The 26,242-nt window shown below is 69.9% G+C and carries 28 protein-coding genes; 10 read left to right on the top strand and 18 right to left on the bottom strand.

Annotated features, from left to right (window positions below; genetic code table 11):
- Nucleotides 1-7: 7 nt before the first annotated feature.
- From AB0J64_RS17190 to AB0J64_RS17180, 3 genes are all read right to left on the bottom strand, one after another.
- Nucleotides 8-544 (bottom strand): hypothetical protein, encoded by a 537-nt coding sequence (locus AB0J64_RS17190; RefSeq protein WP_364027455.1) that lies wholly within the window; start codon nt 542-544, stop codon nt 8-10.
- 153 nt (nt 545-697) lie between these two features.
- Nucleotides 698-1,768, bottom strand: a complete 1,071-nt coding sequence (locus tag AB0J64_RS17185) for a helix-turn-helix transcriptional regulator (protein WP_364027452.1) — start codon at nt 1,766-1,768, stop codon at nt 698-700.
- 157 nt (nt 1,769-1,925) lie between these two features.
- On the bottom strand, nt 1,926-2,126 hold the full coding sequence (locus AB0J64_RS17180; protein WP_364027449.1) for a hypothetical protein: 201 nt from the start codon (nt 2,124-2,126) through the stop codon (nt 1,926-1,928).
- A gap of 73 nt (nt 2,127-2,199) precedes the next feature.
- Between AB0J64_RS17180 and AB0J64_RS17175 the strand changes: the two genes are divergently transcribed.
- Nucleotides 2,200-2,739 (top strand): hypothetical protein, encoded by a 540-nt coding sequence (locus AB0J64_RS17175; protein ID WP_364027446.1) that lies wholly within the window; start codon nt 2,200-2,202, stop codon nt 2,737-2,739.
- Between the two features lie 10 nt (nt 2,740-2,749).
- Here AB0J64_RS17175 and AB0J64_RS17170 read toward each other — a convergent pair whose 3' ends face one another.
- Complete coding sequence (locus tag AB0J64_RS17170; RefSeq protein ID WP_364027443.1) at nt 2,750-3,133, bottom strand: DoxX family protein; 384 nt, start codon at nt 3,131-3,133, stop codon at nt 2,750-2,752.
- Nucleotides 3,134-3,325: 192 nt separating this feature from the next.
- On the opposite strand from AB0J64_RS17170, the gene AB0J64_RS17165 reads away from it, so the two are divergent.
- A complete protein-coding gene (locus AB0J64_RS17165) occupies nt 3,326-4,486 on the top strand; it encodes a serine hydrolase domain-containing protein (RefSeq protein WP_364027440.1) in 1,161 nt (386 codons plus the stop codon).
- A gap of 103 nt (nt 4,487-4,589) precedes the next feature.
- Nucleotides 4,590-5,711, top strand: coding sequence for a methyltransferase (locus tag AB0J64_RS17160; RefSeq protein WP_364027437.1), 1,122 nt, complete (start codon nt 4,590-4,592; stop codon nt 5,709-5,711).
- On the opposite strand, the gene AB0J64_RS17155 is transcribed toward AB0J64_RS17160, so the two are convergent.
- Genes AB0J64_RS17155 through AB0J64_RS17135 form a run of 5 tightly spaced genes read right to left on the bottom strand, consistent with a single transcriptional unit; the run spans nt 5,636 to nt 8,963 of the window.
- Entirely contained in the window at nt 5,636-5,893 is a 258-nt protein-coding gene (locus tag AB0J64_RS17155) for a hypothetical protein (protein WP_364027434.1), read from the bottom strand. The genes AB0J64_RS17160 and AB0J64_RS17155 overlap by 76 nt on opposite strands.
- Nucleotides 5,890-6,918, bottom strand: coding sequence for an ABC transporter ATP-binding protein (locus AB0J64_RS17150; RefSeq protein WP_364027488.1), 1,029 nt, complete (start codon nt 6,916-6,918; stop codon nt 5,890-5,892). The genes AB0J64_RS17155 and AB0J64_RS17150 overlap by 4 nt, the downstream gene beginning before the upstream one ends.
- A complete protein-coding gene (locus tag AB0J64_RS17145) occupies nt 6,918-7,739 on the bottom strand; it encodes an ABC transporter permease (protein ID WP_364027431.1) in 822 nt (273 codons plus the stop codon). Before AB0J64_RS17145 ends, AB0J64_RS17150 begins: the two co-directional genes overlap by 1 nt.
- Nucleotides 7,740-7,744: 5 nt before the next feature.
- Nucleotides 7,745-8,542, bottom strand: a complete 798-nt coding sequence (modA, locus tag AB0J64_RS17140; RefSeq protein ID WP_364027428.1) for a molybdate ABC transporter substrate-binding protein — start codon at nt 8,540-8,542, stop codon at nt 7,745-7,747.
- Between the two features lie 10 nt (nt 8,543-8,552).
- Nucleotides 8,553-8,963, bottom strand: a complete 411-nt coding sequence (locus AB0J64_RS17135; RefSeq protein ID WP_364027425.1) for a helix-turn-helix transcriptional regulator — start codon at nt 8,961-8,963, stop codon at nt 8,553-8,555.
- A 531-nt stretch (nt 8,964-9,494) separates the two neighbouring features.
- Here AB0J64_RS17135 and AB0J64_RS17130 point away from each other — a divergent pair.
- The 3 genes from AB0J64_RS17130 to AB0J64_RS17120 all read left to right on the top strand — a co-directional run bounded on the left by AB0J64_RS17130 (nt 9,495) and on the right by AB0J64_RS17120 (nt 12,387).
- Nucleotides 9,495-10,316: an FRG domain-containing protein gene (locus AB0J64_RS17130; RefSeq protein WP_364027422.1), complete on the top strand. Its 822-nt coding sequence runs from the start codon at nt 9,495-9,497 to the stop codon at nt 10,314-10,316.
- A 704-nt stretch (nt 10,317-11,020) separates the two neighbouring features.
- Nucleotides 11,021-11,494 (top strand): DUF4142 domain-containing protein, encoded by a 474-nt coding sequence (locus tag AB0J64_RS17125; RefSeq protein WP_364027419.1) that lies wholly within the window; start codon nt 11,021-11,023, stop codon nt 11,492-11,494.
- 29 nt (nt 11,495-11,523) lie between these two features.
- Nucleotides 11,524-12,387: an SDR family oxidoreductase gene (locus tag AB0J64_RS17120; protein ID WP_364027416.1), complete on the top strand. Its 864-nt coding sequence runs from the start codon at nt 11,524-11,526 to the stop codon at nt 12,385-12,387.
- Nucleotides 12,388-12,458: 71 nt separating this feature from the next.
- Here AB0J64_RS17120 and AB0J64_RS17115 read toward each other — a convergent pair whose 3' ends face one another.
- The gene (locus tag AB0J64_RS17115) at nt 12,459-13,022 is read right to left on the bottom strand and encodes a hemerythrin domain-containing protein (protein ID WP_364027413.1); all 564 of its coding nucleotides are present in this window, start codon (nt 13,020-13,022) and stop codon (nt 12,459-12,461) included.
- A 339-nt stretch (nt 13,023-13,361) separates the two neighbouring features.
- Nucleotides 13,362-14,216, bottom strand: a complete 855-nt coding sequence (locus AB0J64_RS17110) for a helix-turn-helix transcriptional regulator (RefSeq protein ID WP_364027410.1) — start codon at nt 14,214-14,216, stop codon at nt 13,362-13,364.
- A gap of 136 nt (nt 14,217-14,352) precedes the next feature.
- Here AB0J64_RS17110 and AB0J64_RS17105 point away from each other — a divergent pair, with 136 nt between their 5' ends.
- The gene (locus AB0J64_RS17105; RefSeq protein WP_364027407.1) at nt 14,353-15,348 is read left to right on the top strand and encodes an aldo/keto reductase; all 996 of its coding nucleotides are present in this window, start codon (nt 14,353-14,355) and stop codon (nt 15,346-15,348) included.
- Nucleotides 15,349-15,384: 36 nt separating this feature from the next.
- On the opposite strand, the gene AB0J64_RS17100 is transcribed toward AB0J64_RS17105, so the two are convergent.
- Nucleotides 15,385-15,927: an XRE family transcriptional regulator gene (locus AB0J64_RS17100; protein ID WP_364027404.1), complete on the bottom strand. Its 543-nt coding sequence runs from the start codon at nt 15,925-15,927 to the stop codon at nt 15,385-15,387.
- A 98-nt stretch (nt 15,928-16,025) separates the two neighbouring features.
- On the opposite strand from AB0J64_RS17100, the gene AB0J64_RS17095 reads away from it, so the two are divergent.
- Nucleotides 16,026-17,324 (top strand): benzoate/H(+) symporter BenE family transporter, encoded by a 1,299-nt coding sequence (locus AB0J64_RS17095; RefSeq protein WP_364027401.1) that lies wholly within the window; start codon nt 16,026-16,028, stop codon nt 17,322-17,324.
- Here the strand turns inward: AB0J64_RS17095 and AB0J64_RS17090 are convergent.
- From AB0J64_RS17090 to AB0J64_RS17065, 6 genes are all read right to left on the bottom strand, one after another.
- Complete coding sequence (locus AB0J64_RS17090) at nt 17,222-17,962, bottom strand: hypothetical protein (RefSeq protein WP_364027398.1); 741 nt, start codon at nt 17,960-17,962, stop codon at nt 17,222-17,224. The genes AB0J64_RS17095 and AB0J64_RS17090 overlap by 103 nt on opposite strands.
- A gap of 48 nt (nt 17,963-18,010) precedes the next feature.
- Nucleotides 18,011-18,433: a serpin family protein gene (locus AB0J64_RS17085; RefSeq protein WP_364027395.1), complete on the bottom strand. Its 423-nt coding sequence runs from the start codon at nt 18,431-18,433 to the stop codon at nt 18,011-18,013.
- The gene (locus AB0J64_RS17080) at nt 18,430-19,002 is read right to left on the bottom strand and encodes a hypothetical protein (protein ID WP_364027392.1); all 573 of its coding nucleotides are present in this window, start codon (nt 19,000-19,002) and stop codon (nt 18,430-18,432) included. Before AB0J64_RS17080 ends, AB0J64_RS17085 begins: the two co-directional genes overlap by 4 nt.
- 60 nt (nt 19,003-19,062) lie before the next feature.
- Nucleotides 19,063-20,247, bottom strand: coding sequence for an ABC transporter substrate-binding protein (locus AB0J64_RS17075; protein WP_364027389.1), 1,185 nt, complete (start codon nt 20,245-20,247; stop codon nt 19,063-19,065).
- 325 nt (nt 20,248-20,572) lie between these two features.
- Nucleotides 20,573-21,274, bottom strand: coding sequence for a peptide chain release factor H (gene prfH, locus AB0J64_RS17070; protein WP_364027386.1), 702 nt, complete (start codon nt 21,272-21,274; stop codon nt 20,573-20,575).
- Nucleotides 21,271-22,461 carry an RNA ligase RtcB family protein gene (locus AB0J64_RS17065; RefSeq protein ID WP_364027383.1) on the bottom strand — a complete coding sequence of 397 codons (1,191 nt, stop codon included), beginning with the start codon at nt 22,459-22,461 and terminating at the stop codon, nt 21,271-21,273. Before AB0J64_RS17065 ends, prfH begins: the two co-directional genes overlap by 4 nt.
- A gap of 541 nt (nt 22,462-23,002) precedes the next feature.
- Between AB0J64_RS17065 and AB0J64_RS17060 the strand changes: the two genes are divergently transcribed.
- Nucleotides 23,003-23,221 carry a PASTA domain-containing protein gene (locus AB0J64_RS17060; protein ID WP_364027380.1) on the top strand — a complete coding sequence of 73 codons (219 nt, stop codon included), beginning with the start codon at nt 23,003-23,005 and terminating at the stop codon, nt 23,219-23,221.
- 816 nt (nt 23,222-24,037) lie between these two features.
- Nucleotides 24,038-26,179 carry a DUF3427 domain-containing protein gene (locus AB0J64_RS17055; RefSeq protein ID WP_364027377.1) on the top strand — a complete coding sequence of 714 codons (2,142 nt, stop codon included), beginning with the start codon at nt 24,038-24,040 and terminating at the stop codon, nt 26,177-26,179.
- Nucleotides 26,180-26,242: the final 63 nt, after the last annotated feature.

Genomic DNA, 26,242 nt, shown 5'->3' with positions numbered 1-26,242 from the left:
AACGGGGTCAGGCGGCGTGGCCGAGGACGTCGTCGAGCCAGTCATAGACGCGGGCGAAGGCCAGGCGCTGGGCGCCGGACTGGCAGTGGGCGTCGGCGCCCTGGTCGGCGGTGAACTCCGGCAGCGTCTTGGGGCAGGTCAGGTGCTCATACAGCAGTTCGGGCCGGCCCAGGAAGAAGCCGTCGTCGGCGCCGGCGCAGACCAGCGTGGGGCAGCTGATCTTCTCGGCCATGCCGTCGCGCAGGTGGAAGTCGAGGTACGTGGCGCCGAACGCGCGCGGGGTGTCCACGCCCATGGCGTACATGCCGTGTTCGATCGCCCACCGCATCATCGGACTGGCGGCCATGGCGGCCTCCAGCATGGCGTCGAGCTCGGGGTCGTGCTCGGCCCGCAGGCGGCGCTCGGCCTCGGCGCGCGGCAGGGGAAGGGAAGCGGTGGAGATGTGGCCCAGGTCGTAGACGCCGTCCAGGGCGATGACCGCGGCGACGCGCTGGTCGAAGGCGGCCGCGCGCGGTGCGAGCAGGCCGCTCATGCTTGGCCGCATGGCTTCTCCTAAAGCAGTTAACGGCTGCGTTTAGAAGCACTGTAGGGGGCGGATCCGCGCAAACGCAAGTCACTACTGCGTTAATGGGGAAGGGGTGGTCACGCCGCACGTGCGCGCGTCCGTCGGCGCCTCGGCCGGGTGAAGAAGCGGCGATCAGCCGGCGATCGCCGCGATGAGCTCGTCCCGGCTCTGCGCCCCGGTCTTCCGGTACACCGATTTCAAGTGGTCGTTGACGGTGTAGGTGGACAGGTCCAGGGCGCGGGCGATCTGTTTCGCCGCCGCCCCGGCATAGAGGTGCTCGATGACGCGGCGTTCGCCGGCTGTGATGCCGTACCAGTCGCAGAATGACGGCAGCAGCAGTTTGCCGCCGGCCGCCTGGATGAGAATGGCCACGTCGCTGTCGCCGTTCTCATCCAGCGGCTGGCCGTGGATGAGCACCCAGCGGCCGAAATTGGCCGCCGGCGCGCAGATCAACGGCGTCCAGGCGTGCGGATCACGAGTATGTGTCCGTACGTGCAGGGAGAGCCCCACCCAGAAGGCGTCGGCGATCCAGTCAGGCACCCCGCTCCCGGCGGCCGGCCACATTTGCCGCATCCATGCCCGCGCCTGGGGCGAGATCGACCGTACCGTGTGATCGGCGCCGATCGTGATGACCCCCGTCGGCAGCGCCGGAACGGTGGGTGCCAGCGGGCCGGCCGTCACATATTCGCGCAACGCCACCAGCAGCGCGGGGGCGAGCTGCTGGACCTGGCGGACGTCGCTCTCGCCGAAGGGCCTGCCCCCCTCGGCGCGGAGCAGGCCGAGCAGGCCCCACGCCCCCTGGCGGTCGCGGATCACCAGGCGCAGTTCGCTGCCCGCCCCGTGGGAGGCCAGCACCCGCCGGATCTGCGTGTTGCGCCGGCCGTCGCCGGCGCCCGCTCCCACGACGCACACCGGCACGCTCTGCTGGGCGAGGACCGGCAGCGGGCACGGGTCGCCGTGCAGATAGCGGTTGAGGACCAGGTCGCTGATCAGCGCGGGCCGGTATTCGTGCCAGAAGCTGAACGCTCCCAGGCCGATGCCGAGCGCCGGATTGAGGCCGACCAGCCGGAGCGCGTCGTGCGCCACCCGGCGTCCGACGATCTGCGAAATCGCGGCACCCACTTCGGCCGGGTTGCCGGGCGGGCCGAGCGCCGAGCACAGCTCTCGGGCGATTCGGCCCTCGCTGACCATTCGCGCTTCCATCAGATATGAATTCTAGTTGCCGCCCAAAAGAATGACCAGCCATTAGAATTCAGTAATTGTCGACGCTTTTTCTATTGCCTGCACTATATGTGTAGGCTTTTGTCGATGTGATTCTTATATCCCTTCTATTGCGATTCGGCTCGCGGCGATCGGCTTGTTACCGCGGACCGGAGGGACCCTTGGTGTCGCGTTCGCCTACGGCTGCGGCGAGGGCGCCGATCGTCATCCCGATGCCTGCCAGAGCGAGGGCCGTCTGCTGGGTCATGGGGGAGTCCCTCTCGGCGCCCAACGCGGTCAGCCCCGCGATGAGCAGGAAGAGCACGCCGATGATGAGCAGGGCACGATAGAGATATCGCATGATCGAGGATGCTACTCAGTCAGCCCGGCCGTCGCGGGCCTAACCATATGGTGAAATATGCCATGTGGAGCGGATGAGACAGTTGGTGGGTGAGATGCTCATCTACTGTTTCGTGGTCGCCCTGGCCTCGGGGGCTTTCCTCGCATACTTCTACGTGCCAAGCGGCCAGACGGTGCCGTACGGCGGCGGCTATGAGCCGCTACGGAACATCCCCATGAGCGCCGCGTACGACTCCGTGCTGAAGATCAGCTTTGACGTGCGCGGCGGCCTGTTCATGCGGCAACTGCACCACCAAGCCTCCGTCCTGCTCGTGGTGGGGACCGTCGTGTGGGCCCTGCTCGGTCGTTTCCGGTACGCGTTCGCGCTGGTGGGGCTGGGCCTGAGCCTGCTCGGCGCACTTGCCGGCTACGGATCCGCCGACGACCTGCTGGCCGATACCGTCCTGGGCAAGATCCCCGTCCTCCTCTGGTACGGTCTGCACCTTCTTGCGGCACTGGCCCTGGGCATCGCGCTGGTGGACTCTTCCCGCAGGGAGGCCGCCAGGCAGCCCAGGACGCCGGCCTTCATGGCCCTGAGCCTCTGCCTTGCCGTGCTGGTGATCTTCTGGCTCTGAACGCGCTGACTCAGCCGATGAAGGACTGAGGGCCGAAGCGGCCCCACGCCACGAAGAGGGCCAGGGCGAGATAGGCGAGATTCACCACGATCACCCGGTTCTCGTGACGGCGCAGATGCGTGATCATCGCGCCGACCATCAGCAACGCCACACCGACGGCAGCCAGCGGCACCAGAACCGGCGCGATGCCGAGCACCGCGGGCAGGATCAGGCCCACCGCGGCCAGGACCTCGACGGCGCCGATGGCCTTGATGGCGCCGGAGCCGAAGTCCTCGGTCCATCCCCCGCCGGGGGCGGCGGCCAGCTTCTCCTTGGGCAGGGTCAGCTTGAGGACGCCGCCGGACAGCAGGGCCACGGCCATCAGTGCCGCAATGATCCACAGAGCGATGTTCATGAGGGGTTCTCCTCGCAGGTGATGTGTTCGCCTCAGGAGTACGACGACACAGCCCCTCGGAAGGTCAGGAAGGTACGGCTGGCTGTACCTGAATGCTCCAGTGGGCAGGATCGATCAAAGGTGCCGTCCATCGACATGCTGGGTGATGTCCGAAGCGGACAACCCCTCACCCAGAAATCAGGAGCGTTTCCCATGTCGCGTACCTCTTCCGAGTCGCAGTCCTCCCGGCGCGCGCGGGTTCTGGCGGCGGCGCTGGCCGGGCTGGCAGGCCTGGTCGTGGCGGGAACGCCGGCCGCCGCGGCCACCGGCCTCGACCGCGGCGACCAGGTCATGCAGAAGAAGCTGGACGGGCTGATCACGAAGGACAAGTTCCCGGCGGCGCTGGCCGCGGTGCAGGACGGCGAGGGGCGGACCCGCCACTACACCGCCGGTGTCGCGGATCTGACGACCAGGGCGAAGGTCCCGGTCGACGGTCGGGTGCGGATCGGCAGCAACACCAAGATGTTCACCGCGGTGGCGGTGCTGCAGCTCGTCGGCGAGGGCAAGGTCGACCTGGACGAGCCGATCGAGACGTACCTGCCGAAGGTGGTCCGCGGCAAGGGCATCGACGGGAGGAAGATCACGGTACGGCAGTTGCTGCAGCACACCAGCGGCCTGCCGAACTACACCCGCTGGATGCCCAGCGCGATCAAGACGCGTGATGTCTACCGCTCGCCCCAGGACCTGCTGAAGATGGCGTTCGCGCACAAGGCGTCGTTCGCGCCGGGCAAGAGCTGGGAGTACAGCAACACCGGATACGTCCTGCTCGGTCTGCTGATCGAGAAGGTCACCGGGCGGCCGCTGAGCGATGAGCTCAACGACCGGATCATCAAGCCGATCGGGCTGCGCCACACGTACTGGCCGGCCAAGAGGGATCAGATGATCCGCGGGCCGCACCCGAAGGGGTACGGGTCGGAGAAGCCGGGCGGCAAGCTGGTGGACATCACGAACCTGGACCCGTCCTGGGGGTGGGCGGCCGGGCAGCTGATCGCCACCCCGAGCGACGTCAACCGGTTCATGAGCGCGCTGATAGACGGCAAGCTGCTCAAGCCGGAGCAGCTCGCGGCCATGAAGGACACGGTGAAGGCGCCCGGTTTCCCGGCCGGCTGGGAGTACGGGCTCGGCCTGATCAAGATGCGACTGACCTGCGGCGACGTCGCCTGGGGGCACGGCGGCGACATCGACGGCTACGAGACCCGCAACGGGGTGACCGAGGACGGCCGGGCCGCCACCGTCGCCGTCACGGCGCTGCCCGGCTCCGAGAAGGCCGTGCAGCACGTGATCGACGCGATGGACACCGCCCTGTGCCGGTGACCATCTCCGGGCAGCCGGGCTCCCATTCGTCCAAGACCGAGCGGATCGGTCGCGTGGTAGCTTCCGGGCAGAGCGAGCCCTGATCCCACGAGAGGAGCGGGTCGTGGCTGTGACCAGCACCGGAGACGAGCAAGGCCGGCCGTCGGCATGGGAAGCGGCATGGGAAGTACTGGCACCCGTGACGGACCTGGTCACGCCGATGGCGGTACGGGTCGCGGCCACGCTGGGCCTGACCGATCTGATGGCCGGCGAAGCGGTGCCCGTCGAGGAGCTGGCACGCCGGTCCGGCACCGACGCGGACGCGCTGGGCAGGCTGCTGCGTCACCTGGTCTGCCACGGTGTCTTCACCGAACGCGAGCCGGGCAGGTTCGCGGTCAACGAGCCCGCCGCGCTGCTGGCGTCCGACCACCCTTCCGGGATGCGGGCGCAGCTCGACCTGGGCGCCTTCGGCGGGCAGATGGACCTGGCGTTCACCGGTCTGCTGCACACGGTCCGCACGGGCCGACCGGCGTGGGAGACGGTCTTCGGCGCCCCGTTCTGGCACCATCTGGCCGCGAACCCCCAGCTGAGCCTGTCGTTCGACGCGACGATGGCTGCCGGCGCGGACTACGTCGCCGACGCGGCCGGCGGATACGACTGGTCCGGCGTGCGGCACGTGGTCGACGTCGGCGGCGGCACCGGCGCCCTGCTCGCCAAGGTGCTGCGCGCGTACCCGGACATCCGGGCCACGCTCGTGGACCTGCCGGAGACAGTGGATCGAGGCCGGCGGTACCTGGCCGAGCGCGGGTTGGAGCCGCGGTGCGAGTTCGCCGGCCAGAGCTTCTTCGACCCGCTGCCCGCCGGGGGTGACGTGTACGTCCTCAGGCGGGTGGTGCACGACTGGGGCGACGACGACGCCCTGCTGATCCTGCGTCGGTGCGCCGACGCGGCCGGGCAGCACGGACGGGTCGTCGTGATCGATTCATCCGGCGGTTCCGGCGCCGACCCGGCCATGTTCGCCGAGATGAACCTGCGCATGCTCGTCCTCAGCGGCGGCCGCGAGCGCACCGTCGAGGACTACGTCGCCCTCGCTGCCGGAGCCGGGCTGGACGTCGCCGACGTTCACCGCACCCCGCTCGGACACGTCGTCCTCGACCTACGGGCCGGGGGTCAGGCGCCGCAGGAGCAGGGTGGAGGCGGATCGGCCCAGTGCAGGGCGATGTACGGCTCGACCTGGCCGCAGTAGCGGACCCGCTCACGGGTGATGCGGTAGCGGGCGCACACCTCGGGTTCGTCGGGGGAGCGGCGCGGCACGGGGACGACGAGGATGCCGATGTCCTGGTCGATGTGCGTGAGCAGGCCGTGGCAGGGGCCGCCCAGGCAGATGGCGTTGCAGTCGTGGCCGCCGCCGTGCCGCTGGGTGCTCATGCCGGGTACGCGTGGGTCTCGGTGGCCTTGACCGAGGCCCAGATCGTCTGACCGGGGGTCAGGTCGAGGTCGGCGAGGGCGGCGGGAGTGATGTCGGCGAAGGCGGTGATGGGGCCGTCGAGATGGACACGTACGTTGTCGCCGTGGCGTTCGACGCCCTCGACGCGGGCCTGCCAGACGTTGCGCGGGCTGCCGTCCGGGCGGGAGCGGTAGAGCGCCACGGCCGCCGGCGCGAACGCGACGAACGCGGGCCCCTCCAGCGGGTCCGACGTGCTGATCAGCAGCTCGCCCACCTTGACCCGGCCCCCGTCGGCCACCCCTCGGTACAGGTTCAGCCCGACCAGGCGGGCCACGTAGTCGGTGCGCGGGCGGCGGGCGACCTCGGCCGGGGAGCCCTGCTGGACGACGGCGCCGTTCTCGATGACGATCAGCCGGTCGGCCAGCACCATCGCGTCGAGCGGATCGTGGGTGACCAGCACGGTCGCGCCGTCGAAGTCGGCCAGGTGGCGGCGGAGCTGGGAGCGTACCTCCAGCCGGGTGTGGGCGTCCAGCGCGGCCAGCGGCTCGTCCAGCAGCAGCAGGCGCGGCTCGACGGCCAGCGCCCGGGCCAGCGCGACCCGCTGCGCCTGGCCACCGGAGAGCCGCCTGGGCTTGGCCGCGGCATGCTCGGCGAGGCCCACACGCTCGAGGAGCGCGGCTGCGGTGCGCCGGGACTCGGCCTTGGGGACGCCCTGGCAGCGCGGGCCGAAGGCCACGTTGTCCAGGGCGGACAGGTGCGGGAAGAGCAGGTAGTCCTGGAAGACCATGCCGATCGGGCGCTCTTCGGCGGCCAGGATGTGCAGGGGCTGCCCGCCGAGGTCGATCTGCCCGCCGGTCATCGCCGTCAGCCCCGCCAGAGCGCGCAGCGCGGTGGTCTTGCCGGCGCCGTTGGGGCCGAGCAGCGCGACCACCTCGCCCGGGGCGACCTCCAGAGTGAGATCCAGCGTGAACGCGGGCCGGGTGACGACCAGGTGGGCGTGGAGCATCACGGCGTGCTCACCCACCGATCGCGCAGGCTGGCCAGGATGACGACCGAGACGGTCAGCAGGACGAGGCTGAGCACGATGGCCGCCTCCGGCTCGGTCTCCAGCGCCAGGTAGACCGCCAGCGGCATGGTGCGGGTGGTGCCAGGGAAGTTGCCCGCGAACGTGATCGTGGCGCCGAACTCGCCCAGCGCCCGTGCCCAGCACAGCACCGCACCGGCCACGACACCCGGCATGATGAGCGGCAGCGTGACCCGGCGGAAGACGGTCCAGCGCGAGGCCCCGAGCGTCGCGGCGGCCTCCTCGAAGCGCCGGTCGGCGCCACGCAGCGCCCCCTCGACGCTGATGACCAGGAACGGCATCGCCACGAACGCCTCGGCCACGATCACGCCCGCGGTGGTGAACGGCAACGTCACCCCGAACGTGGCCGCCAGCCACTGCCCGATCAGCCCGCGCCGCCCCAGCACCAGCAGCAGCGCCACACCGCCGACCACAGGGGGCAGCACCAGTGGCACGGTCACCAGGGCCCGCACCACCCGCAGCCCGGGGAACTCGACCCGGGCCAGCAGCCAGGCCAGCGGCACCCCGAACACCAGGCACAGCGCCGTCGCGATCGTCGCGCACACCAGCGACAGCCGCAGCGCCTCCAGCACCTGCGGCTCGGCCAGCCGCTCCAGCAGCGTGGGCCAGGGCGCGCGGACCAGCAGCCCGGCCAGCGGCAGCACCAGGAACGCCAGCCCGGCCACCGCGGGCAGCACCAGCATCCAGGGCGGGCGGCCGGCAGCCTGACCGGATGACGCCGAGCGGCGCTTGGAGGTGGCCATCCGGATCAGGGCGCCTCGAAGCCGGCCTTGGTCAGCACGTCCTTGCCCTGCTGCGACAGCACCAGATCCACGAACTGCTTGGCCAGCTCACCGGCAGGGGCCTTCGCGAGAGTGGCGATCGGATAGTCGTTGATCGCCTTGTCCGCCTCCGGGAACTCGACGCCCTTCACCTTGCCCGCCGAGGCGATCACGTCCGTCCTGTAGACGAGCGCCGCGTCCACCTCACCCAGCTCCACCTTGGTCAGCGTGGCCTTGACGTCCTGCTCCAGGGTGACCGGCGTGACCTTCAGCCCGGCCGCGCCCAGCGCCTTGACCGCCGCCGCCCCGCACGGCACCTGCTCGGCGCAGAGCGCCACCTTCACCTTGGGGTCGGCCAGGTCCTTGAGCTCGTCGACCTTGGCCGGATTGTCCGCGGGGACGGCGATCTGCAGCTTGTTGCGGACGAAGGTCGTCGGCGCGCTCGCGAGGGAGGCGTCGGTGACCGTCTTCATCGTGGCCGGGCTGGCGGCGGCGAACACGTCGGCCGGCGCGCCCTGGGTGATCTGCTGGGCCAGGGTGGCGCTGGAGCCGAAGTTGAACTTCACCGTCGTGCCCGGATGGGCGGACTCGAAGGCCTTGCCGAGCTCGCCGAACGTACCGGTCAATGAGGCAGCCGCGAACACCGTCACCGTCTTCGCCGCATCGCCGGCGGCGGGGGCGGACGCCGTGGAGGCGGCCGGCTCACCGGAGCCGCACCCCGACAATCCCAGGGCGAGCGCGACGGGCAGGGCGACGACCCACCGGGAGAACCGACTGACGACCAAGGGGGGCTCCTCACTGACTGGCGGCCACGCGTTCGTGGCCCGGAATCTCCACGACGACGTTGGTGGACTTGATCACGGCGACCGCCACCACCCCCGGCTCCAGGCCCAGCTCGTCGGCGGCCTGGCGGCTCATGAGCGACACCACACGGAACGGCCCCGCGGCGATCTCCACCTGCGCCATCACCGCGTCCCTGATCACCTCGGTCACGATCCCGCGGAAGCGGTTGCGCGCCGAGGAGCGCCCGCCGTCGACCGCCTCGACCTGGGCACGGGCGAAGGCGGCCAGCTCGGCGCCGTCCACCTGCCGGTGGCCGTGCTCGTCCCGCTCGGCAGCCAGCCGGCCCGCGTCCACCCAGCGGCGGACGGTGTCGGAGCTGACCCCGAGCAGCGCGGCGGCCTCGCTGATCCGAAACGTCGTCACAAGCCTCACGATACCTTTCGCACATTCCAACCTGAATACCGGTTCCATGCCGCAGCAGCGATGGGGTTTCGGCTATGACATGGCATTCGCGAGGGCCGTGACCGGTCGGCAGGCGCCGGGCAACGTGCACACCTTGACCTTGGTCGTCTCCCTGTCGCGGTCGACGGCGCGCCGGTGCCGGCACGGGTTCAGCTCCAACGGCCACGGCGAGGTCGGCGGCCGGACGCCCGCTGCTCGGTATCGACCCCCGACCTGGGACGATGGACGGCGGCGGCGTGTTTCCGACGGTGGCGGCTGGGCAAGTGCGGGCCCATGGATCATTCACAGGCGCCGATCCTGCAAGCATTGCGGTGCGTCACCAGCATTTACAAGATGGGTTCCGGCCTGGAGGAGAGCTCGGTCTTCCACCTGCAGCGCGGCATGGTCGTACCGGACGCGGCCGACGCCTCCCTGAGCACCATCCGTGTGGTGGCCGGAGACCGTTGACGCGGGCCTCGGCGCGGTGAGGTGTGTGGGGAAGGGGGGATTCGGGTGGATCTGATCACGGTGTCCTCCTGGAGGGAGCTGGATGACGCGATCAGCAAGGCCGGCGGCGGTGACGGGCCGCTGCACGCGCATTCCACGCTGGTCTTCCGCGGCCTGTCGCGGAGCACGTACTCGCACACGTCCGGCCTGGCCCGGCTGAAAGGCGACTACGCCGCCCTCGAATCCCATCTGCTCCGGAACTTCCGCAAGTACGCGCACCGGCAGGCGCCTGGTCCGGCGATCTGGGACTGGCTGGCGCTGGGCCAGCACCACGGCCTGCCCACCCGGCTGCTGGACTGGACCTTCTCCCCGTTGGTCGCCCTGCACTTCGCGACCGCGTCGTGGCCCGAGGAGGACGCCGTGCTGCTCGCGGTGGACTGCGCGTGCGTGCACCGGCTGCTGCCGGAGCCGCTGCGCCGGGCACTCGAAGAGGAGGGAGCGCTCCTGTTCACCACGGAGATGCTCGCGAAAAGTGCTCCCACCCTCGCCTGCTTCGACCGGCTGGGCGCGGAGGAGCCGTTCCTGGCGTTCTTCGAGCCGCCGTCGCTGGACGAGCGCGTCGTCAACCAGTCGTCGGTGCTGTCGGCGTTCTCCGAACCGACGTTCCAGCTCGAGCAGTGGTTCGAGCGGCATCCGCGGCTGTGGCGCGGATGGATGATCCCGGCCGAGGTGAAGGCGGAGATCCGGCAGCGCCTGGACCAGGCGAACATCACCGAGCGGGTGCTCCTCCCCGGGCTCGACGGGCTGGCGGATTGGCTGCGGCGCTACTACTCGCCCGGCTCGATCCGGTACGGCGAGGGCGACGGCGGCGCCACCATGGCCGAATGATCCGCTGCCCTCGACGTGGTCGGCCACGCGCGGCCTTACCAACTGCGGAGCGTTCGGCGGCGAGGATGCGGAAGGATCGTGGCAGCTCATGCCGGGTGCCCGGTTTAGCCCGGATCGTGAGCGGTAGCGGACATAGGTACCCCAGCAGACGTGGGTGGCCGCCGGCGCAACCCCGATGTGGTGGCAGCCACCCTTCACCGTGGAGGTGAAAGATCGTGGCGTTGCCGACCCGATGTCATCGTGCGGATCTGTGGAGCGGTGATTGGCGACGTAGGCCCGAAGCAAGCCTGCGGACCGGTACGCGCAGGCAATGACGGGGGAGGTGCAGACCCATTTTCGTTCTGGCGTTGGCCGTCCCCGTGGTGGGATTGATCTGCCTGATGCTCATGCAAGTTCTGGAAGAGGCGTTGCTGCCGCAGCCTGCTACGCTCCCTCCCCCCGAACCTGAACGTCCGCCCCAGGAGCACGCCACCTCACCGGAACCCGCAGCCGCACCCACTCCCGCCATGAGGCGGTCCCTCGCGGGCGGGAGCCACAGCCGGCACCTGCAGCTCTCCCCCCGGCCACACCGGCGCCCAAGCCGACGGCCGGCCTTGCGGGATGCGCGGGTCGCCGCTTCGGTGGCGGTAGCGGTGCCCGAACGGCGAACCGGATCCGTCGTCGAGGACGGGCACGAGACACTCCCCCCTTAGCCGAGACTTCGCGTGCTCCACGCCGGCGCGCTCGCACAACCGGAGCCGAATCAGCGGGACCGGACCTTCCTGCATCAGGCGCACCAAGCCAATCTGGCCGAGATCCAGGCAGGCCAGGCCGCCCAGGACAAGGCGGCCGGCGAAACAGTCCGCAAGCTGGGCGCCAAGCTCATCAGAGACCACACCAAGATGGACCGCGACGTCCGTCGGGTGGCCGAGCAGGCAGAGGTGGATCTTCCCGCCAGACCGACCCCTGAGCAGCGTCGCCAGCTCAAGCAGGTGGCCGCCCATAGCGGGGCGGACTTCGACCGGGCATGGCTGGCCTCGCAGATCGCCGGGCACCGCCGGACTCTCGCCAACGGCGCCACAGAGCTGCGGGACGGATCCTCGCCTGCGGTCAAGATGCTCGCCACCGATGCCAAGCCCATCGTCCAGACGCACCTGGACCTTTTGGTGGACGCCGAGAACGGGGACGTCGGGCGTTAAACCTGACCAAGTACGGGCATGCGCCAGCCATGCCAGAACAACCGGACAGTACGCCACCCGCCCAGAAGCAGCCGTACCCGGGGCACACCGAACGCATGGAGCCCGAGCCGCGTGACGAGATGCGTCACTACACCGGCACCGGCCTGCTGGACGGCAAGCGCGCCCTGATCACCGGAGGCGACTCGGGGATCGGCCGGGCGGTGGCCGTGGCCTTCGCCAAGGAGGGGGCCGACGTCGCGATCGCGTACCTGAGCGAGCACGAGGACGCCGGGCACACGCTGAAACTGGTGGAGGCCACCGGCCGGCGATGCGTGCTGATCCCGGGCGACCTCGCTGACAGCGACCACTGCGCCTCCGTCGTGGAGCGTACGGTCGCCGAACTGGGCGGCCTGGACATCGTGGTGAACAACGTCGCCTACCAGCAGCCCGTCCAGGCGCTGGAAGAGCTGACCGAGGAGCAGTGGCAGCACACCTTCGACGTCAACATCCACAGCTTCTTCCGCGTCACCAAGGCGGCGCTGCCGCACCTGCGCGAGGGCTCGGCGATCATCAACACCTCGTCGATCAACGGGCTACGCGGCAACAAATCGCTCATCGACTATGCCGCCACCAAGGGAGCGATCAACGCCTTCACCTATTCGATGGCGCAGAGCCTCGTGGAGCGCGGCATCCGGGTCAACGCGGTGGCCCCGGGGCCCGTCTGGACACCCTTGATCCCGGCGACCATGCCGGAGGAGAAGGTGGAGCAGTTCGGCAAGCAGGTTCCGATGAAGCGGGCCGCCGACCCCGACGAGATCGCCCCGTCGTACGTGTTCTTCGCGGCCGGCCGCCTCTCGTCGTATTACACAGGTGAGATCCTCGCCCCGATCGGCGGAGAGACCCTGCCCGGTTGAGGCGCGCACTGTCCGGCCGGGCGGCGGGGCGCCGGCTCCAGCCGCCCTGGTTTTACGCTCCCTTGACCCTGCTAGGAACGCCCCCGGCCGGTGAGAGCATCGCGTATGCGGTCCACCAGCCCGGCCCCCGGCGCCAGGAGCTTGTTGGCCGGCGGGGTGTCCGGCGCGGACGGGTGCGGCCGCGTGGGCGCCATCTTCTTGGCCCGCTCCACCTTGCCACCCAGCTCGACCAGCTGATCGGCCGGGCATGCCTCACGAAGGCGCGGGAACAGGTCGTTCTCCTCCTCCCGGATGTGGGCCCGGATCTGGCCCATCAGGAGCTGCATGGTTGGCCAGAAGTCGGTCTGGCCCGGCTCCAGAGCCTCCAGCCGCTTCATCGTCTCCTCGGCGTCGGCGTGCTCGGCGATCTCCTGGTCGGCCAGCTTGCCGCCGCCGGGCACGTGCTCGCGTACGGTCGGGTAGAGGTACTCCTCCTCGGCGACGGAGTGCCGTACGAGCTCGATGACCACCTTCTCGGCCAGCGTCTTGGCCTGCTCACCGCCGTCCCCGCTCATCTGCTCGAGCTGGGTGAACATCTGCTCGACCTCGCGGTGATCGGTGACCAGGACCTCGATCATGTCCTGCTGCGCGCCCATGACCGCCCCCTCGGTGTCGGTGTTCGGCTTGTCATGGGGCCCGCCGCGCGCCGCGGGTGATCATGTCAGCGACGCCGACGGGCGCCTCACCGCCCCCCTTCCCGCTGGCAGGGGGTGAAACCTGCTGAGGACGTCTGGAAGAGGCGTCTGGCACACGCGCTAGCCCCGGAGTCGACCTCTCATGCCGACGGGCGGACGTCGCAGGACTCCCATGCGGACACGCCGTGACGGCGACTCCCTGACGTGGATCCGTAAGTCGGCCGCCCAGCAAGCCTGCAGTTCGGGGACAGCCACTCCGCCGAGTACCGGGCCGGTGTCCGTGGTCGGCCGCTTCACCGTTCAGGGCGTGCCCGTTGCCTCCGCGGGGAATTCCTCGATGCCGAGCACCCGCAGCAACTCCAGCCGCTCGCGGGTCTCGGTGTCCGCCGGGGTGAGCACCACCAGCTCCTGACCCTGGTCGGGAGTGACCAGGGTCTCGCAGTCCATCACCAGGCGGCCCACCCGCGGGTGCAACATGGTCTTGCGGTCGGCGCGCCGGACCGCCACCTCGTGCTCGGCCCAGAGCCGCCGGAAGTCGGCGCTGGCGGCCTGCAGACGGTCGACGAGCCCGGCGATCGTGGCGTCGCCGGACCGGCGGCCCGTGGCCGCGCGCAGGTCGGCCACGAGCTGACGGGCGTGATGCTCCTGCTCCTCGGGCGGGCGGACGGCGCGGACGGCGGGCTCGGTGAACCAGCGGTATACGACGTAGCGCCGGTCGCCGGAGAAGCCGGTCTGGTCGCCCGCCAGCAGGACGGCCGCCCGGTTCTGGGCGAGGACCTCGCCCAGGTCGGACAGCACCAGGGCCGGGGTGTCGCCGAGCAGGTCGAGCATGCGCATCAGGCCGGCGCGGGCCAGGCGGGCCACCCCGTCGGCGGGCGGTGGCCGGTGGCCGGCCAGGTGGAACAGATGGTCGCGCTCGTCGTCGGACAGGCGCAACGCCCGGGCCAGCGAGCCGAGCAGCTGCGTCGAGGGCTGGCTGCTGCGGCCCTGCTCGAGGCGTACGACATAGTCCGCCGACATGCCGGCGAGCATCGCCACCTCCTCCCGGCGCAGGCCGGTGGCGCGGCGGCGGGGGCCGTCGGTGAGGCCCACCTCGCCCGGCCGGATCGCCTCGCGGCGGCGGCGCAGGAAGTCGGCGAGCTGGTCACGTTGCATGGCTTCATACTGCCTGGCAACAGGCGAGCCGAGCCAGGGAGCGGCTCTCCCATGATGAACGCTCCGCTTCCGCCCGTACCGATCCAGGCCCAGGGTTGGGGAGACGACAACGACATCGACAACGAGGGAGAACGTGATGCAGACACGAACCCTGGGCCGCACCGGACCGGCCGTTTCCGCGCTGGGCCTGGGTGCGATGGGCATGTCGGGCGCTTACGGCGCGGCCGACCGCGCGGAGAGCATCGCCACCGTGCACGCCGCGCTGGAGGCCGGCGTCACGCTGATCGACACCGGCGACTTCTACGCCATGGGCCACAACGAGTTGCTGCTGGCCGAGGCGCTGCGCGGCAGGGATCGCGACAGCTACCAGCTGAGCGTCAAGTTCGGCATGCTGCGAGGGCCGGGCCCCGAGTTCGGCGGGCATGACTGCCGTCCGGAGGCGGTGAAGAACTTCCTGGCCTACTCGCTGACCCGGCTGGGCACCGACCACATCGACATCTACCGTCCCGCCCGGCTGGACCCTGCGGTGCCGATCGAGGAGACGGTGGGCGCGATCAAGGAGATGGTCGACGCCGGGTACGTACGGCACATCGGGCTCTCGGAGGTGGACGCGGCGACGATCCGCCGGGCGCATGCCGTACACCCCATCGCCGACCTGCAGATCGAGTACTCGCTGATCTCGCGCGCGGTGGAGGCGGACGTTCTGCCCACACTGCGGGAGCTCGGCATCGGCCTGACCGCGTACGGCGTACTCAGCCGCGGCCTCATCTCCGGGCACTGGACCGCCGGCCACACCCCCGGCCCTGGCGACAGCCGCGGCTTCAGCCCACGGTTCACCAGCGGGAACGTGGAACACAACCTTGCCCTCGTGGACGCCCTGCGCCGGGTCGCCGAGGCGAAGGGCAGCACCGTCGCCCAGCTGGCCATCGCCTGGGTGGCCGCACAGGGCGAGGACATCGTGCCGCTGGCCGGCGCCCGAACCCGCGGGCGGCTGGCCGAGGCGCTGCCCGCGATGGACCTGAACCTCACCGCGGACGACCTCGCCGAGATCGAGAAAGCGGTGCCGCCGGGTGCGGCGCGCGGCGACCGCTATCCGTCCGTGTTCATGTCCAACCTCGGCGTGGGCAACTGAGCCCAGCTTGGCCGCCGTGTGCGTGGTTCCGGTGGCTCAGGCCTGACGGGGGGAGCGGATCAGCAGGGTGGCCAGTGCTTCGTCCGGGCCGACGGTGCTGTAGATGTGCGGGACGTCGGCCTGCCAGGAGATGTGCTCACCTGGCCCAGCCAGCAGGGGGGCGTCGGCCGGGCCGGCGCGCAGCACGCCCGCGTAGACCGTGACGTGTTCGGTCACGCCGGGGGCATGGGGTGGCGAGTGCTGCACGATGCCGGGGCGGACGCGCATGCGCAGCAACTCGAACGTCGCGGTCGGCTCCTCGAAGACCTCCAGCAGCGTGGCCGTCACGGCGGCTCCGGGCACGTGGACGGCCTCTGCGGGCGGTGCGCCGGGCTCCAGAACCAGGGCCGTCAACGGTACGCCCAAGGCCCCCGCCACCGCGTAGAGCGTCTCCAGCGTCGGGTTGCGGGTGCCCAGTTCCAGGCCGGACAGGGTGGCCTTGCCGATGCCGGCGCTGCGGGCCAGCGCCGACAGGGAGATGCCGCGGGCCTCCCGCAATCGCCGCAGCCGGCTCCCGATATCCGTGTCACGGCCGTCCACCCGCCAATCCTTGCATTCCGCCGCCGGACTTGTCCCGCAGTGGCCACGTGGCTATGGTTCGTTCCGTAAACGGAACGACTGGATGTCAAGGAGCGGGCGTGCGGGTGCAGGCCGTCATGGCGGGGCTGGTCAGCGCGGTGGTCGGCTACGCCAGTTCGTTCACCGTCGTGCTCGCCGGGCTGCGTGCCGTCGGGGCGACGCCGGGGCAGGCCGCGTCCGGGCTGCTCGCCCTCTGCTGCGGCGTCGGGGCGGTGGCGATCTTCCTCGGGCTGCGGTACCGCATGCCGATCAGCATCGCCTGGTCCACCCCCGGGGCGGCGCTGCTGGTGGCGACCGGTCCCGTGCCCGGCGGCTTCCCGGCCGCGGTGGGCGCGTTCATCGTCTGCGCCGGGCTCATCGTCCTCGCGGGCCTGTCGCCCTGGCCGGCCCGGGCGATCGCCGCCATCCCGCGTCCGATCGCCGGTGCCATGCTGGCGGGCGTCATCTTCAGCCTGTGCACCGCACCGGTCCGCGCCGTCGTCGACATCCCGCTGCTGGCCGTGCCCGTCGTCCTGACCTGGGCGGTGTTGCAGCGGTACCTGCGGCAGTGGGCCGTTCCTGGCGCGCTCGTCGTGGCGGTCATCGCCATCGCGGTGCACGGGCCCGGCAACGGCCTGTCCGCCGCGGCGCTGCGGCCCGTCGTCGAGCTGACCACCCCGACACTGAACCCGTCCGTCGTGGTGAGCATCGCCATCCCGCTGTTTCTCGTCACCATGGCCGCGCAGAACGTCCCCGGTATGGCGGTCATGGCGACGTACGGGTATGCACCGCCCCTGCGCCCGGTCCTCGTCGCGACCGGCCTGGCGAGCGCGGTGGCGGCGCCGTTCGGCGGTCACGCGGTCAACCTGGCCGCGATCACCGCGGCGCTGACCGCCGGCCCGGACACCCACCCTGACCCCGGCCGCCGGTGGATCGCGACGGTGGCCCTCGGCGCCGGCCAGCTGACGCTCGGCCTCGGCGCCGGCCTGGCCATGGCTCTGGTGCTGCTGTCCCCACCCGTGCTGGTCATCGCGGTGGCCGGCCTGGCGTTGCTGCCGGCGCTCGGCTCGTCGCTGGCCGGCGCGGTGACCGAGCCGGAGGGCCGGGAGGCCGCGGTGGTCACTTTCGTGGTCACCGCGTCGGGGATGACGATCCTGAGCATCGGCGCGGCGTTCTGGGGCCTGGTCGCGGGCGGCCTGACCGCACTCCTGCTGCGCAGGCGCCCACCGTTGGAACAGCAATCGTCATCCACCACGGAAGCCGGGGCGGAAGGTCATCAGTCGTCGAGCGATCCGAACAGCATCCCAGCGGCGATCCCGGCGAAGAACAGCGCGAACACGATCTCCCAGACGAGATCAGCCCCGGTGTCCAGGCCGTAGGCCAAGGCATTCGTCGCCGTGTCCACCGGCAGGAAACTCATGAACATCCAGGCGAACGTGCGGAAGCCGAGCATGAAGAACCCGTCCCACCAGCCGAACAGCAGCCCCCACAGCAGCACCCCGAGGCCGAAGAAGGCCAGGTACAGCCAGACGTCGAGAGTCGCGCCGGACTTCGGCAGGAACCACTGCGCGTCACCCATCACCTCCACGCCGACGACCTCCCCGCGCCAGAGCCGCAGTGTGGCCGGCTGTCCCTCCTTGGCCTTGGTGTAGAAACCCGACGACACGTCGCGGGCCTGCCGGGAACCGTCGGCCCGCCGCCAGGTGACCTCGTAATGGGTGGTCGTGGTCGTGGTCGTGTGCGTTTGGCCGTTACCGTCGTTGGACGTCGTGGTCGAGGTCGTGGTGTAGGTGCGCCGGCCGGCAATGGAGCCCGCCTCGCTGCCGAAACAGTCGCCGATGCCCCGCTCGCACGCCACGACCTCGCGGAACTCTCGGGTCTGCCGATACGGGCCGGCGGCGCCAGCGAGCGCCGCCACGAGCACACCCAGTCCGAGCGCGATCACGATCCATCGTCCGGGGGAACGCTTGGGCAGCGATACGCGGCGTGGCAGCAGACGGAACCGGATAAGCCTCATACCCCATCCCTACAGCCTTCTGCCGGAGCGCCTACAGCAGTGCGTCGCTCAGTTACCGGGCTCTGCGGTCCAGGTTTCGGGTTCGGCGACCCAGCCGGCGGTCAGAATGAGATGGCTTCGGCGGTCAACCGTGAGGAATCCGAAGGGATGGTGGAAGTCGAGGTCGATGTGCCTGACGCGGTAGGGAGGTGGTGGGGCTGTTCCGCCGCCGACGGCGCCGAAGGCGGTCATCGCGGCGGACTCGAAGCCGGTGGCTTGAAAGGTGGCGACGGCGTTCTGCCGGGCCTGGGTGACGGCGAGGGGTTGGGCGCTGATGCCGGGGAAGTGCCCGCGAGTCACGTCGGTCACCGCTGCCAGGCCGAAGACCTCGGGCAGGTCCAGGAGGTCGTGCGTGGAGGTGACGGTGAAGCGCGGGACCCTGACGTTCAGTACGTCGTCAGGGGCGCGGTCGCGGACGTGGCGAACGGTCATTCCGGGTCCTGGGCTGCCCGCACGCAGGAGGCCGGCTTCGGTGGCGGCATGCACCCATGACGCGAAGCAGAGTGATCGGCCCGGCGGGGGGTGGTGCGAACGGTCAACGCCATGGCCAGCACCAGGAGCGTCCGGTCGATCACCTGAAGGGGCATGGCGGGGATGAGCCCACCGGTCTGCTCGGCGGCCCATGCGTCGAGCCGGAGTCGGTCCGCGGCGGGGTCTGACGTCAGTTCGCCGTGCATGCCCGCGGGAAGCGCGGTGATCCAGGCCGGATGCAGTGTCAGGTTCGGCCGGGACCACAAGCCCGGCGCCGACCGGATCGCCGGAGACCCGTCCATGATCGACAGCACGGCTCGGGCCGCCCGGGAGGCGGTGGTGGCGTCCATCCCGACGGCCTCCTGCAGTTCCCTGCGCCCCTGTCCCTCGGCGGCCGATGCCAGGTGGGCCAGCAGCGGCCAGGCGCCCGCGCCGGCCATCACGACCGATTCCCCCGTACAGGTCTCCGCCCATCGAGCGGTCAGCGCGTTCACCGCGGTCACCGAGTCGTGCTGGTGCTGCCGGTTCATGCGGGCGACCGTACAAGATCCAAAGGTTTTCGGGCGAGGGCTTTTCGTAGTGGTTCCAGCTCAAAGGGCGAAGGCGAGATCGGCGTTGGGGCGTACCTCCGGCAGGCGGGTGCTCGTCACGATCGCCAGCTCGGCCGGATGCCTCCCGCCCGGCCGCCACTGGCCGCCCACCAGCGGGATCAGGGCCACGTTGGGGGTCGGCCCGCTGGTCCAGTCCAGCGGGCCCGCGATGGTGTCCAGCCGGGTGCGGCTGATCGCCTGGGCCACCGAACGCCGGTCGGCGAGGTCATCGGCGGTTGACAGGGCGTGGACAGCCACCTCCACCAGGGCGTAGGCGAGGCCCAGGGGCTGCAGCCACTGGTTGCCGGTGCGCTGCTCGTAGGTCTCGGCCAGCAGGGCCGGTGTGGTCCCGTCCAGACTGGAGCGGAACGGGTGACGTGGCGACCAGTAGACGAGGGTGGCGATGCCCACGCCGCTCAGGTCGCCGGCCGCCGAGGTGCACGGATAGGTCAGCCAGCGGGAGGAGGTGATGAGGCGGGGACGCAGCCCGTGCTCGACGGCCTGACGGTGGAACACGGCAAGGTCGTCCTCGGTCGCGGCGGTGGTGATGATCTCGGTGCCTGTGTGCCGGAAGTGGTCGATGTACGGGGTGAAGGTCGTGGCGGGCTCCCGGTAGCCACCGGGGTCCACCAGCCGGTGTCCTCGTTCGGCGGCCTGGGGCAGGAAGCCATGGTGGGGGTGGCGCAGCAGGCGACCCGGCAGTTGGTTGTTCCACAGGCAGCCGACCGGCGCGGAACGCGGCGCGCACAGCTGCCACATCTCGGTGAAGACGTCGGCGATATCGTCCAGGCCCCACGCGAAGTGGTAGGTCCAGGCGAAGGGGCGCGAAGGGTCCCCGCCGCGCCCGTACACGTAGGCCTGCCAGGGAAAGGTCGTGGACACACAGGGCACGCCGAGCTCTTCGCAGGTGTCGGCGACCGCGGGCAGCACCTGGGTGCCGCCCAGGGTGAGCACGACCTGCGCCCGTTCATGCTCCACGAGCTCGTGCACCGCACGGCGGGCCACGGCTGGGTCGGAGCGGCTGTCCCGGCCGGCCAGGCGGAGGTTGTGCCGTCGGCCGTCGTTGACGACATGGGTCACGGTCGGCGCCAGGAGATCCAGGACGAAGGACAGGGGGTCGCCGAGCCGGGACAGCCTGCCGGTGCGGGGGATGACGGCACCGATGCACAGTTCTCCGACGGCCATCGTCGGCCCCTCCTTGCGTGTCGCACCGTAAGTACTGCGTCGCTCCAGGTAATCATTGCGTCACTGTTGAGCGGATCCTGACGCGCCGCCACCCGCCGTAGACCGTGATTCAGCTTGGTCTCGCGCAGCACAGCAGACCTGACCTGCGGACCTACGCAGTGCGGTCACAACTCACGAACAGCCGCGGTCAGTTCTCGCACCCGTAGCCACTGGATGCTCCGCGCGCCGCACACAAAAGTTGCGGTCAGGCTGAGGAGCAAGTGCGCGCGATCGGGCCAGGTCGGGCACTGCCCGCCCGGCCACAGCGGCCCGCCGAGCGCCTCGGTCAGCCCTGTTCGTTCACGGTGGGCGCGGCCGAGGTGGACCGCCGCCGTCGCCGGCGCGTCCGCACCTGCGGGATCAGGTCCTGCTTCGACGTTTCCGGGCGTTCGACGCGGGTGGGGTTACCGCGTACGAGCTCATCATGGACACGCCACCGGGCGGCGGTGACGGCGCGCTCCGCCGCCTCGTCGCCGTGCTCGATGCGCTCCCGCAGCAACCGCATGGCGATCCGGCGATTGAGGCTGAACTGCCGCTCGGTGTCGACCACGACGACGATCCCCGTGGGCCGGTGGGTCGCCCGTACGGCCGTGCTGGCCTTGTTGCGATGTTGACCACCGGGTCCGCCGGTCCGGCAGGCGACGATGTCGACGTCTGCTTCCGCGAACGTCGTGCGCGGGGCGTCGACCCGGCACGGTTGGGCGATGACGTACCAGTTCTTCCGGCCGGTGCCGGCCCGGTACGGGCTGGGGGCCTGCCAGCACAGGGTTCCGGTCCACGAGGCGGCGAATGCCTCGGCGCCGTCTCCTGCGATCCGGATGAGGACCGATCGGTAGGTGCCAGGCCGGTCACCGGGGACAGTATGGGTCCGACGGGTCTCCAGGTTCTGCCGGGTGGCGTCGGCTTCCAGGCGGTGCAGCAGCTGAGCCAGTGCCCAGGCGCATTCCTGCGGGCCGCGCCCGGCCGACAGGAGCAGGTGGACGCTCACGGCCGGGCTCGCTTGCGGCGGCGGTCCCTCTGAGGTGTGGACCCGAGGTCGGGCGTCTTGTAGGTGACCAGAGGGATCGTGGTGGCCACGGGGGTGGCCAGGTCATGCTCGACGAGGTCGGCGATCACCTGCTCGATGCGCTTGTACGCCGTCGGCGCCTCCTCGAAGAGCAGTTGCCGGTCGCCGCACACCACCAGCGACCCCACTGGCGTACGGCGCAGTTCCTCGACCGTGTGCTTGGCCCGGCCTCGGCGCAGGGCGTCGGCACGCGACATCTTGCGGCCCGCGCCGTGCGCCACGGAATGGCCGGCGTCCGGCCCGGCGTGGGCGGCAACGAGGTAGGACGGGGTGCCGCGCGTACCGGCGATGAGCACGTCGCGGCCGTCACCCGGCGCCGCCCCCTTGCGGTGCAGGTAGATCCCGTCCCTGACCTCGACCAGGTTGTGGCACTGGTCGACGATCGGCTCGGTGGGCTCGGCCCCCAGGGCATGGGCGACCCGGGCGGCCAGCAGCCGCCGGTTGAGCGATCCCCAGCGTACGGCGTCGTCATGCATCGCCAGGTAGGCACCGGGATCAGGGGCCGGACCCGCGCCGTGGACCTCGGTGTGCGCGCGCAGGATCCGCTCGCCCAGCCCTCGCGAACCGCTGTGAACGACGAGAACCAGGTCACCGGCGGCGAGTCCAAGACGGCTCGCGTGCCCCGGCTCGAAGACGGTCCCGATTCGCGCCAGCTCGACGAAGTGGTTGCCCCGGCCGACCGTCCCGAGCCCCTCGACGTGACCGGCGGGAATATCACCCTTCACCACGGCCCAGGCGGGATCGTCGGCATCCTGCTCAGGGTCCAGCGCGCGATCGAGATCGGGGAACCGGGCGGCGAGCTTCTCGGGTACGGCGCGCTTGAGCTTGATGGGGAACACGGCGATGCCGCAGCCGATGTCGGAGCCCACCAGGAACGGGTACAAGACGGTCGACGCCATGGCGGCGCCGATGGGGGCGCCCTTGCCGGGGTGCAGGTCAGGCATGGCGGCGACGTGCATCATGCCGTCGAGTGCGGCCACCTGGTGGCACTGCGCGACGGCATCGGACTCGATCCAGCTTGTGGGGGAGGCGAACACGGTGACGGTGGCCGACCCCATGGCCGGCGTGGACGGCGGCGAAAGCTCCTGCCGGGAGTGTTGCTGAGACAAAAACGCTCTCTTCGCAGAACAGGGAATGGGCGGGCGGCATCACGGCGCGAGTCGGCGCCGTGGTATTTCGCAGTAATGGGGTGCTGTCCGTCAGAGCATCATGGACACCACGTTCCCTGAGCCCCGTCATGCGAGGCAAGCGATTTTCGGCCGTACGGGCTTGCACGCCTGCACACCCTCACGCAACGACGTGCGGGTGCGTTGCGGTCGAAATTCGGCCGCCCGCGCCGATCGGAGGCCCCTCAGCGAAGTCGGCTGTGTTGGAGCGCCAACAGAATGCAACTATGCGACAACTTTGTGTAACGGCAAGCCGTCTCACAATGCGTCACACCTTCCACTCCCGGAGGACCTCCCCATGGACCCGCTTCGCCTGACGCTCCCAGCCTGCGCCACCCTCCTGGCTGCCCTATGTCTCGCAGCGTGTGGCGGCTCATCTCCAAGTGCACCCGTCGAACACACCGTCACCGCGACCGTGCCAGCTCCCACCGCCACAGTCACAGAGACCGCCGAGCCGGCCACGCAGAGACCGGGCTCGGCAGCCATGAAGGTGCCGAACGTCGTCGGGATGAACCTCCAAGTAGGCCAAGACACGCTGCAGGCCGCAGGCTTCTATGTGCTCGACGACCAGGACGCCACAGGTCAAGGCCGCCTCCAGATCTACGATCGGAATTGGGTCGTCACGAAACAATCCCCAGCCTCCGGCAGCAAGGTGACCACGGACACGCTGATCACCCTCTACGCCAAGAAGATCGGTGAATAGCGGCACGCGACTCCGTCACAGGCGTACAGACGAAAGCGAGCGCCGCCCACGCGGTGCTCGTTTGCAGCCGGTTACGACAGGAGCCGGCGTTCACTGGCGAGGACCAGGCTGAAGCGATGCTTTGAGCCTCAGCCGAGATCTCAATCGCATCAACCGGGTCGGCTGAAATCTGAGAAGAGTTAGTCAGTCAGTAATACGCCTGGTTGTTTTTGATCGGCGGGGCTCCCTGAGGACGTGTCGCCGGACGGGCGGTGGCGCGTGGCGTGGCGGTATCCGCGCTACGAGACGCCGCTGCACAAGATCACGCTGATCGACCGTAGATCCGATCGGCGGGTGACACTCCGCCTGCCGGGCGGTACGGGGGCTCCGAGCTGGTCGCCGGACAGCAGATCGCTGCTCTTCATGGCGTACAAGCCGTCACTCCTGCCGTGGTTCCGGCGCAGATCGACCGCTATGGCTGGTTCAGCTGGACGCCCGACGGGAGGAGGGTGCTGGCGAACCCGGATCCCGGGAAGCCCCCCGGCGCTCTACGATCTGAGGGTAGCCCGCCGGCGCGTCTACCAGGACGTCGGCGAGCCGGCCTACGGCAATAGCCCGGCACCCTTTCCACCGTCCGGCAAGCTGTTCGTCACCAGGACCCGGAAGCCTTGCGGCGGCGAGGAAAGCATCCGTGTCGTCCACGCCGGGACCGGCGCAGTCTTCTTCCACAAGGCCGGTGCCACCTTGATCAAGGAACAGGGACCCGTGCTCTACGGGACGCACATCCTGCGTCTCCACCTGACCCGGAGGTGACGCAGGATCAGCGGCCCTGATGAGGTGGCCGACCTCGACCGGGAGCGCACCATCCACGACCGGCACCGCAACCTGCTGGTTGCCGCGACCGGCACGGGCAAGACCGTGGTAGCCGCGTTCGACTACCGCAACCTGCAGCAGCGGCTGGGCCGGCAGCCGACGTTGCTGTTCGTGGCGCATCGGCGAGAGATCCTGGCTCAGGCGATGCGCACGTATCGGCAGGTGCTGGCCGTACCGGACTTCGGTGAGCTGCATGTGGGGGAGGAGAAGTCGCGGCACTGGCGACATGTGTTCGCCAGCGTGCAGTCGCTCACCCGCCGGATCCTGGAGTTCGACCCCGAGCACTTCGACGTCGTGGTGATCGACGAGTTCCACCACGCCGCCGCGCCGACCTATCGGCAGATCATCAACCATCTCGAGCCGAAAGAGCTGCTCGGCCTGACCGCGACGCCGGAGCGGTCCGATGGCACGTGGGTGCAGGATGAGTTCTTCGACCGGAGGATCGCCTCCGAGCTGCGGCTGTGGGATGCGCTGGATGCCGATCTGCTGTGCCCGTTCCACTACTTCGGGATCAACGACGGGACCGACCTGTCCGGGGTGAGGTGGACGCGGGGCTCCTACGACGTCTCCGCTCTCGACAACGTCTTCACCGGCGACGATGCACGTGCCCGGCTGGTGTTCAACGCGGTGCGCGACAAGGTGAGCAACCTGGAGACCCTACGCGGGCTGGGATTCTGTGTTTCGGTGCGGCATGCACACTACATGGCTGAGTTCTTCACTCAGCATGGGCTGCCTTCGCTGGCGGTGGATGGATCGACGGAGGACGGCACTCGGAAGGCGGCACTTCGGGCGCTCGCGGATGGGAAGATCAGGTTCTTGTTCGCGGTGGACCTGTTCAACGAGGGTCTGGACGTGCCCGACGTCGACACCCTGCTCATGCTGCGGCCCACCGAGAGCGCCACGATCTTCCTGCAGCAGCTTGGGCGCGGACTCCGCCGTACGCCGGAGAAGGACGTGCTGACCGTGCTCGACTTTGTCGGGCAGCACCGTAAGGAGTACCGGTTTGCCAACCGGTTCCAGGCGCTGACCGGGTTCTCCCGAGGGCGGCTGGACAAGCAGGTCAAGGACGACTTCCCGCTGCTGCCGTCGGGGAGCCAGATCGTGTTGGACCGGGTGACCAAGGAGCGGCTGCTGGCCGATCTCAAGGTTCAGCTCGGGGCGACGGTAAATACGCTGTCGCAGGAAATCCGCTCTCTCGCGGAGCTGTCGCTCATGAGATATCTGGAGGAGAGCGGGCGCGATATCAGCGACCTGTACCGCAATCGTCGCTATTGGACCTCGCTGCTGCGCCGTACAGGACTGTTGTCCGGGGAAGGCTCGGCACTGGAGCACGAACTGGGGCGACGTGTCCGCGCGTTGCTGCACGTGGACGACCGGACGCGCGGCGAAGCCTACGCTCGGCTGCTGCAGCCAGATGGCCCCCGCTACGCGTCGCTGTCCCCAGCTGATCAGGCCTTCGCTCGGATGCTGTTCTTCTCGTTCTGGCGTGATGGGGGTGGGTTCGCCTCTTATGACGAGGCGCTGGACCAGCTGCGTGGCGAGACGGCGCTGTGCGACGAGATCAGGCAGGTGCTCACTTACGGCATCGACCGGCCGCGGTACGTGGCTAAGCCGGTGGAGCTGGATGGCGTGCCGCTGGCGGTCAACGCCCGCTACTCCACCGACGAGGTGCTCGCGGCGATCGGCTGGGCCTCGGTGGGTGGGCTGGTGCCCTCCACCATGCGTGAAGGGGTTGCCTGGAGCCCCGCGGCCCAGTGCGACGCGCTCCTCGTCACCTTGCAGAAGAACGAGAAGGAATTCTCACCGCAGACGATGTACCGCGACTACGCCCTGACCTCGCGCCTGTTCCACTGGGAATCCCAGAATCGGACCAGCGCTACCTCGGCCACTGGTCGCCGCTACCAGAACCATGTGACGGAGGGCAGCCACGTGCTGCTGTTCACCCGCGAGCGTAAGGAGAACGAGCTCGGCCACCCCGAGGCCTTCGTCTTTCACGGCATGGTCCGCTACGTAGAGCATCGAGGCGAGCGGCCGATGGGCATCACCTGGCGGCTGGATGACGATATGCCTGCAGACTTGTTCCGCCGCGCGGCGATTGCCGGATAAACGGTGTGAGGTGGACCTCGCACCCACGATGAGCAGGAGATTCCAGGCTTCTCGCAGTCCGCC

Source organism: Nonomuraea sp. NPDC049695 (genome assembly GCF_040674955.1).
Taxonomy (GTDB): Bacteria; Actinomycetota; Actinomycetes; order Streptosporangiales; family Streptosporangiaceae; genus Nonomuraea; species Nonomuraea helvata.
The sequence above is the reverse complement of the archived record's forward strand: the minus strand, read 5'-3'. Positions and strand labels throughout refer to the sequence as shown.

Coding starts and splice junctions, on each gene's coding strand:
- AB0J64_RS17190 (WP_364027455.1), bottom strand. CDS start 544: ATGCGGCCAAGCATGAGCGGCCTGCTCGCACCGCGCGCGGCCGCCTTC.
- AB0J64_RS17185 (WP_364027452.1), bottom strand. CDS start 1,768: ATGGAAGCGCGAATGGTCAGCGAGGGCCGAATCGCCCGAGAGCTGTGC.
- AB0J64_RS17180 (WP_364027449.1), bottom strand. CDS start 2,126: ATGCGATATCTCTATCGTGCCCTGCTCATCATCGGCGTGCTCTTCCTG.
- AB0J64_RS17175 (WP_364027446.1), top strand. CDS start 2,200: ATGAGACAGTTGGTGGGTGAGATGCTCATCTACTGTTTCGTGGTCGCC.
- AB0J64_RS17170 (WP_364027443.1), bottom strand. CDS start 3,133: ATGAACATCGCTCTGTGGATCATTGCGGCACTGATGGCCGTGGCCCTG.
- AB0J64_RS17165 (WP_364027440.1), top strand. CDS start 3,326: ATGTCGCGTACCTCTTCCGAGTCGCAGTCCTCCCGGCGCGCGCGGGTT.
- AB0J64_RS17155 (WP_364027434.1), bottom strand. CDS start 5,893: ATGAGCACCCAGCGGCACGGCGGCGGCCACGACTGCAACGCCATCTGC.
- AB0J64_RS17150 (WP_364027488.1), bottom strand. CDS start 6,918: ATGCTCCACGCCCACCTGGTCGTCACCCGGCCCGCGTTCACGCTGGAT.
- AB0J64_RS17145 (WP_364027431.1), bottom strand. CDS start 7,739: ATGGCCACCTCCAAGCGCCGCTCGGCGTCATCCGGTCAGGCTGCCGGC.
- AB0J64_RS17120 (WP_364027416.1), top strand. CDS start 11,524: ATGCCAGAACAACCGGACAGTACGCCACCCGCCCAGAAGCAGCCGTAC.
- AB0J64_RS17115 (WP_364027413.1), bottom strand. CDS start 13,022: ATGGGCGCGCAGCAGGACATGATCGAGGTCCTGGTCACCGATCACCGC.
- AB0J64_RS17110 (WP_364027410.1), bottom strand. CDS start 14,216: ATGCAACGTGACCAGCTCGCCGACTTCCTGCGCCGCCGCCGCGAGGCG.
- AB0J64_RS17105 (WP_364027407.1), top strand. CDS start 14,353: ATGCAGACACGAACCCTGGGCCGCACCGGACCGGCCGTTTCCGCGCTG.
- AB0J64_RS17090 (WP_364027398.1), bottom strand. CDS start 17,962: ATGAGGCTTATCCGGTTCCGTCTGCTGCCACGCCGCGTATCGCTGCCC.
- AB0J64_RS17085 (WP_364027395.1), bottom strand. CDS start 18,433: ATGACCGTTCGCCACGTCCGCGACCGCGCCCCTGACGACGTACTGAAC.
- AB0J64_RS17080 (WP_364027392.1), bottom strand. CDS start 19,002: ATGAACCGGCAGCACCAGCACGACTCGGTGACCGCGGTGAACGCGCTG.
- AB0J64_RS17075 (WP_364027389.1), bottom strand. CDS start 20,247: ATGGCCGTCGGAGAACTGTGCATCGGTGCCGTCATCCCCCGCACCGGC.
- AB0J64_RS17060 (WP_364027380.1), top strand. CDS start 23,003: ATGAAGGTGCCGAACGTCGTCGGGATGAACCTCCAAGTAGGCCAAGAC.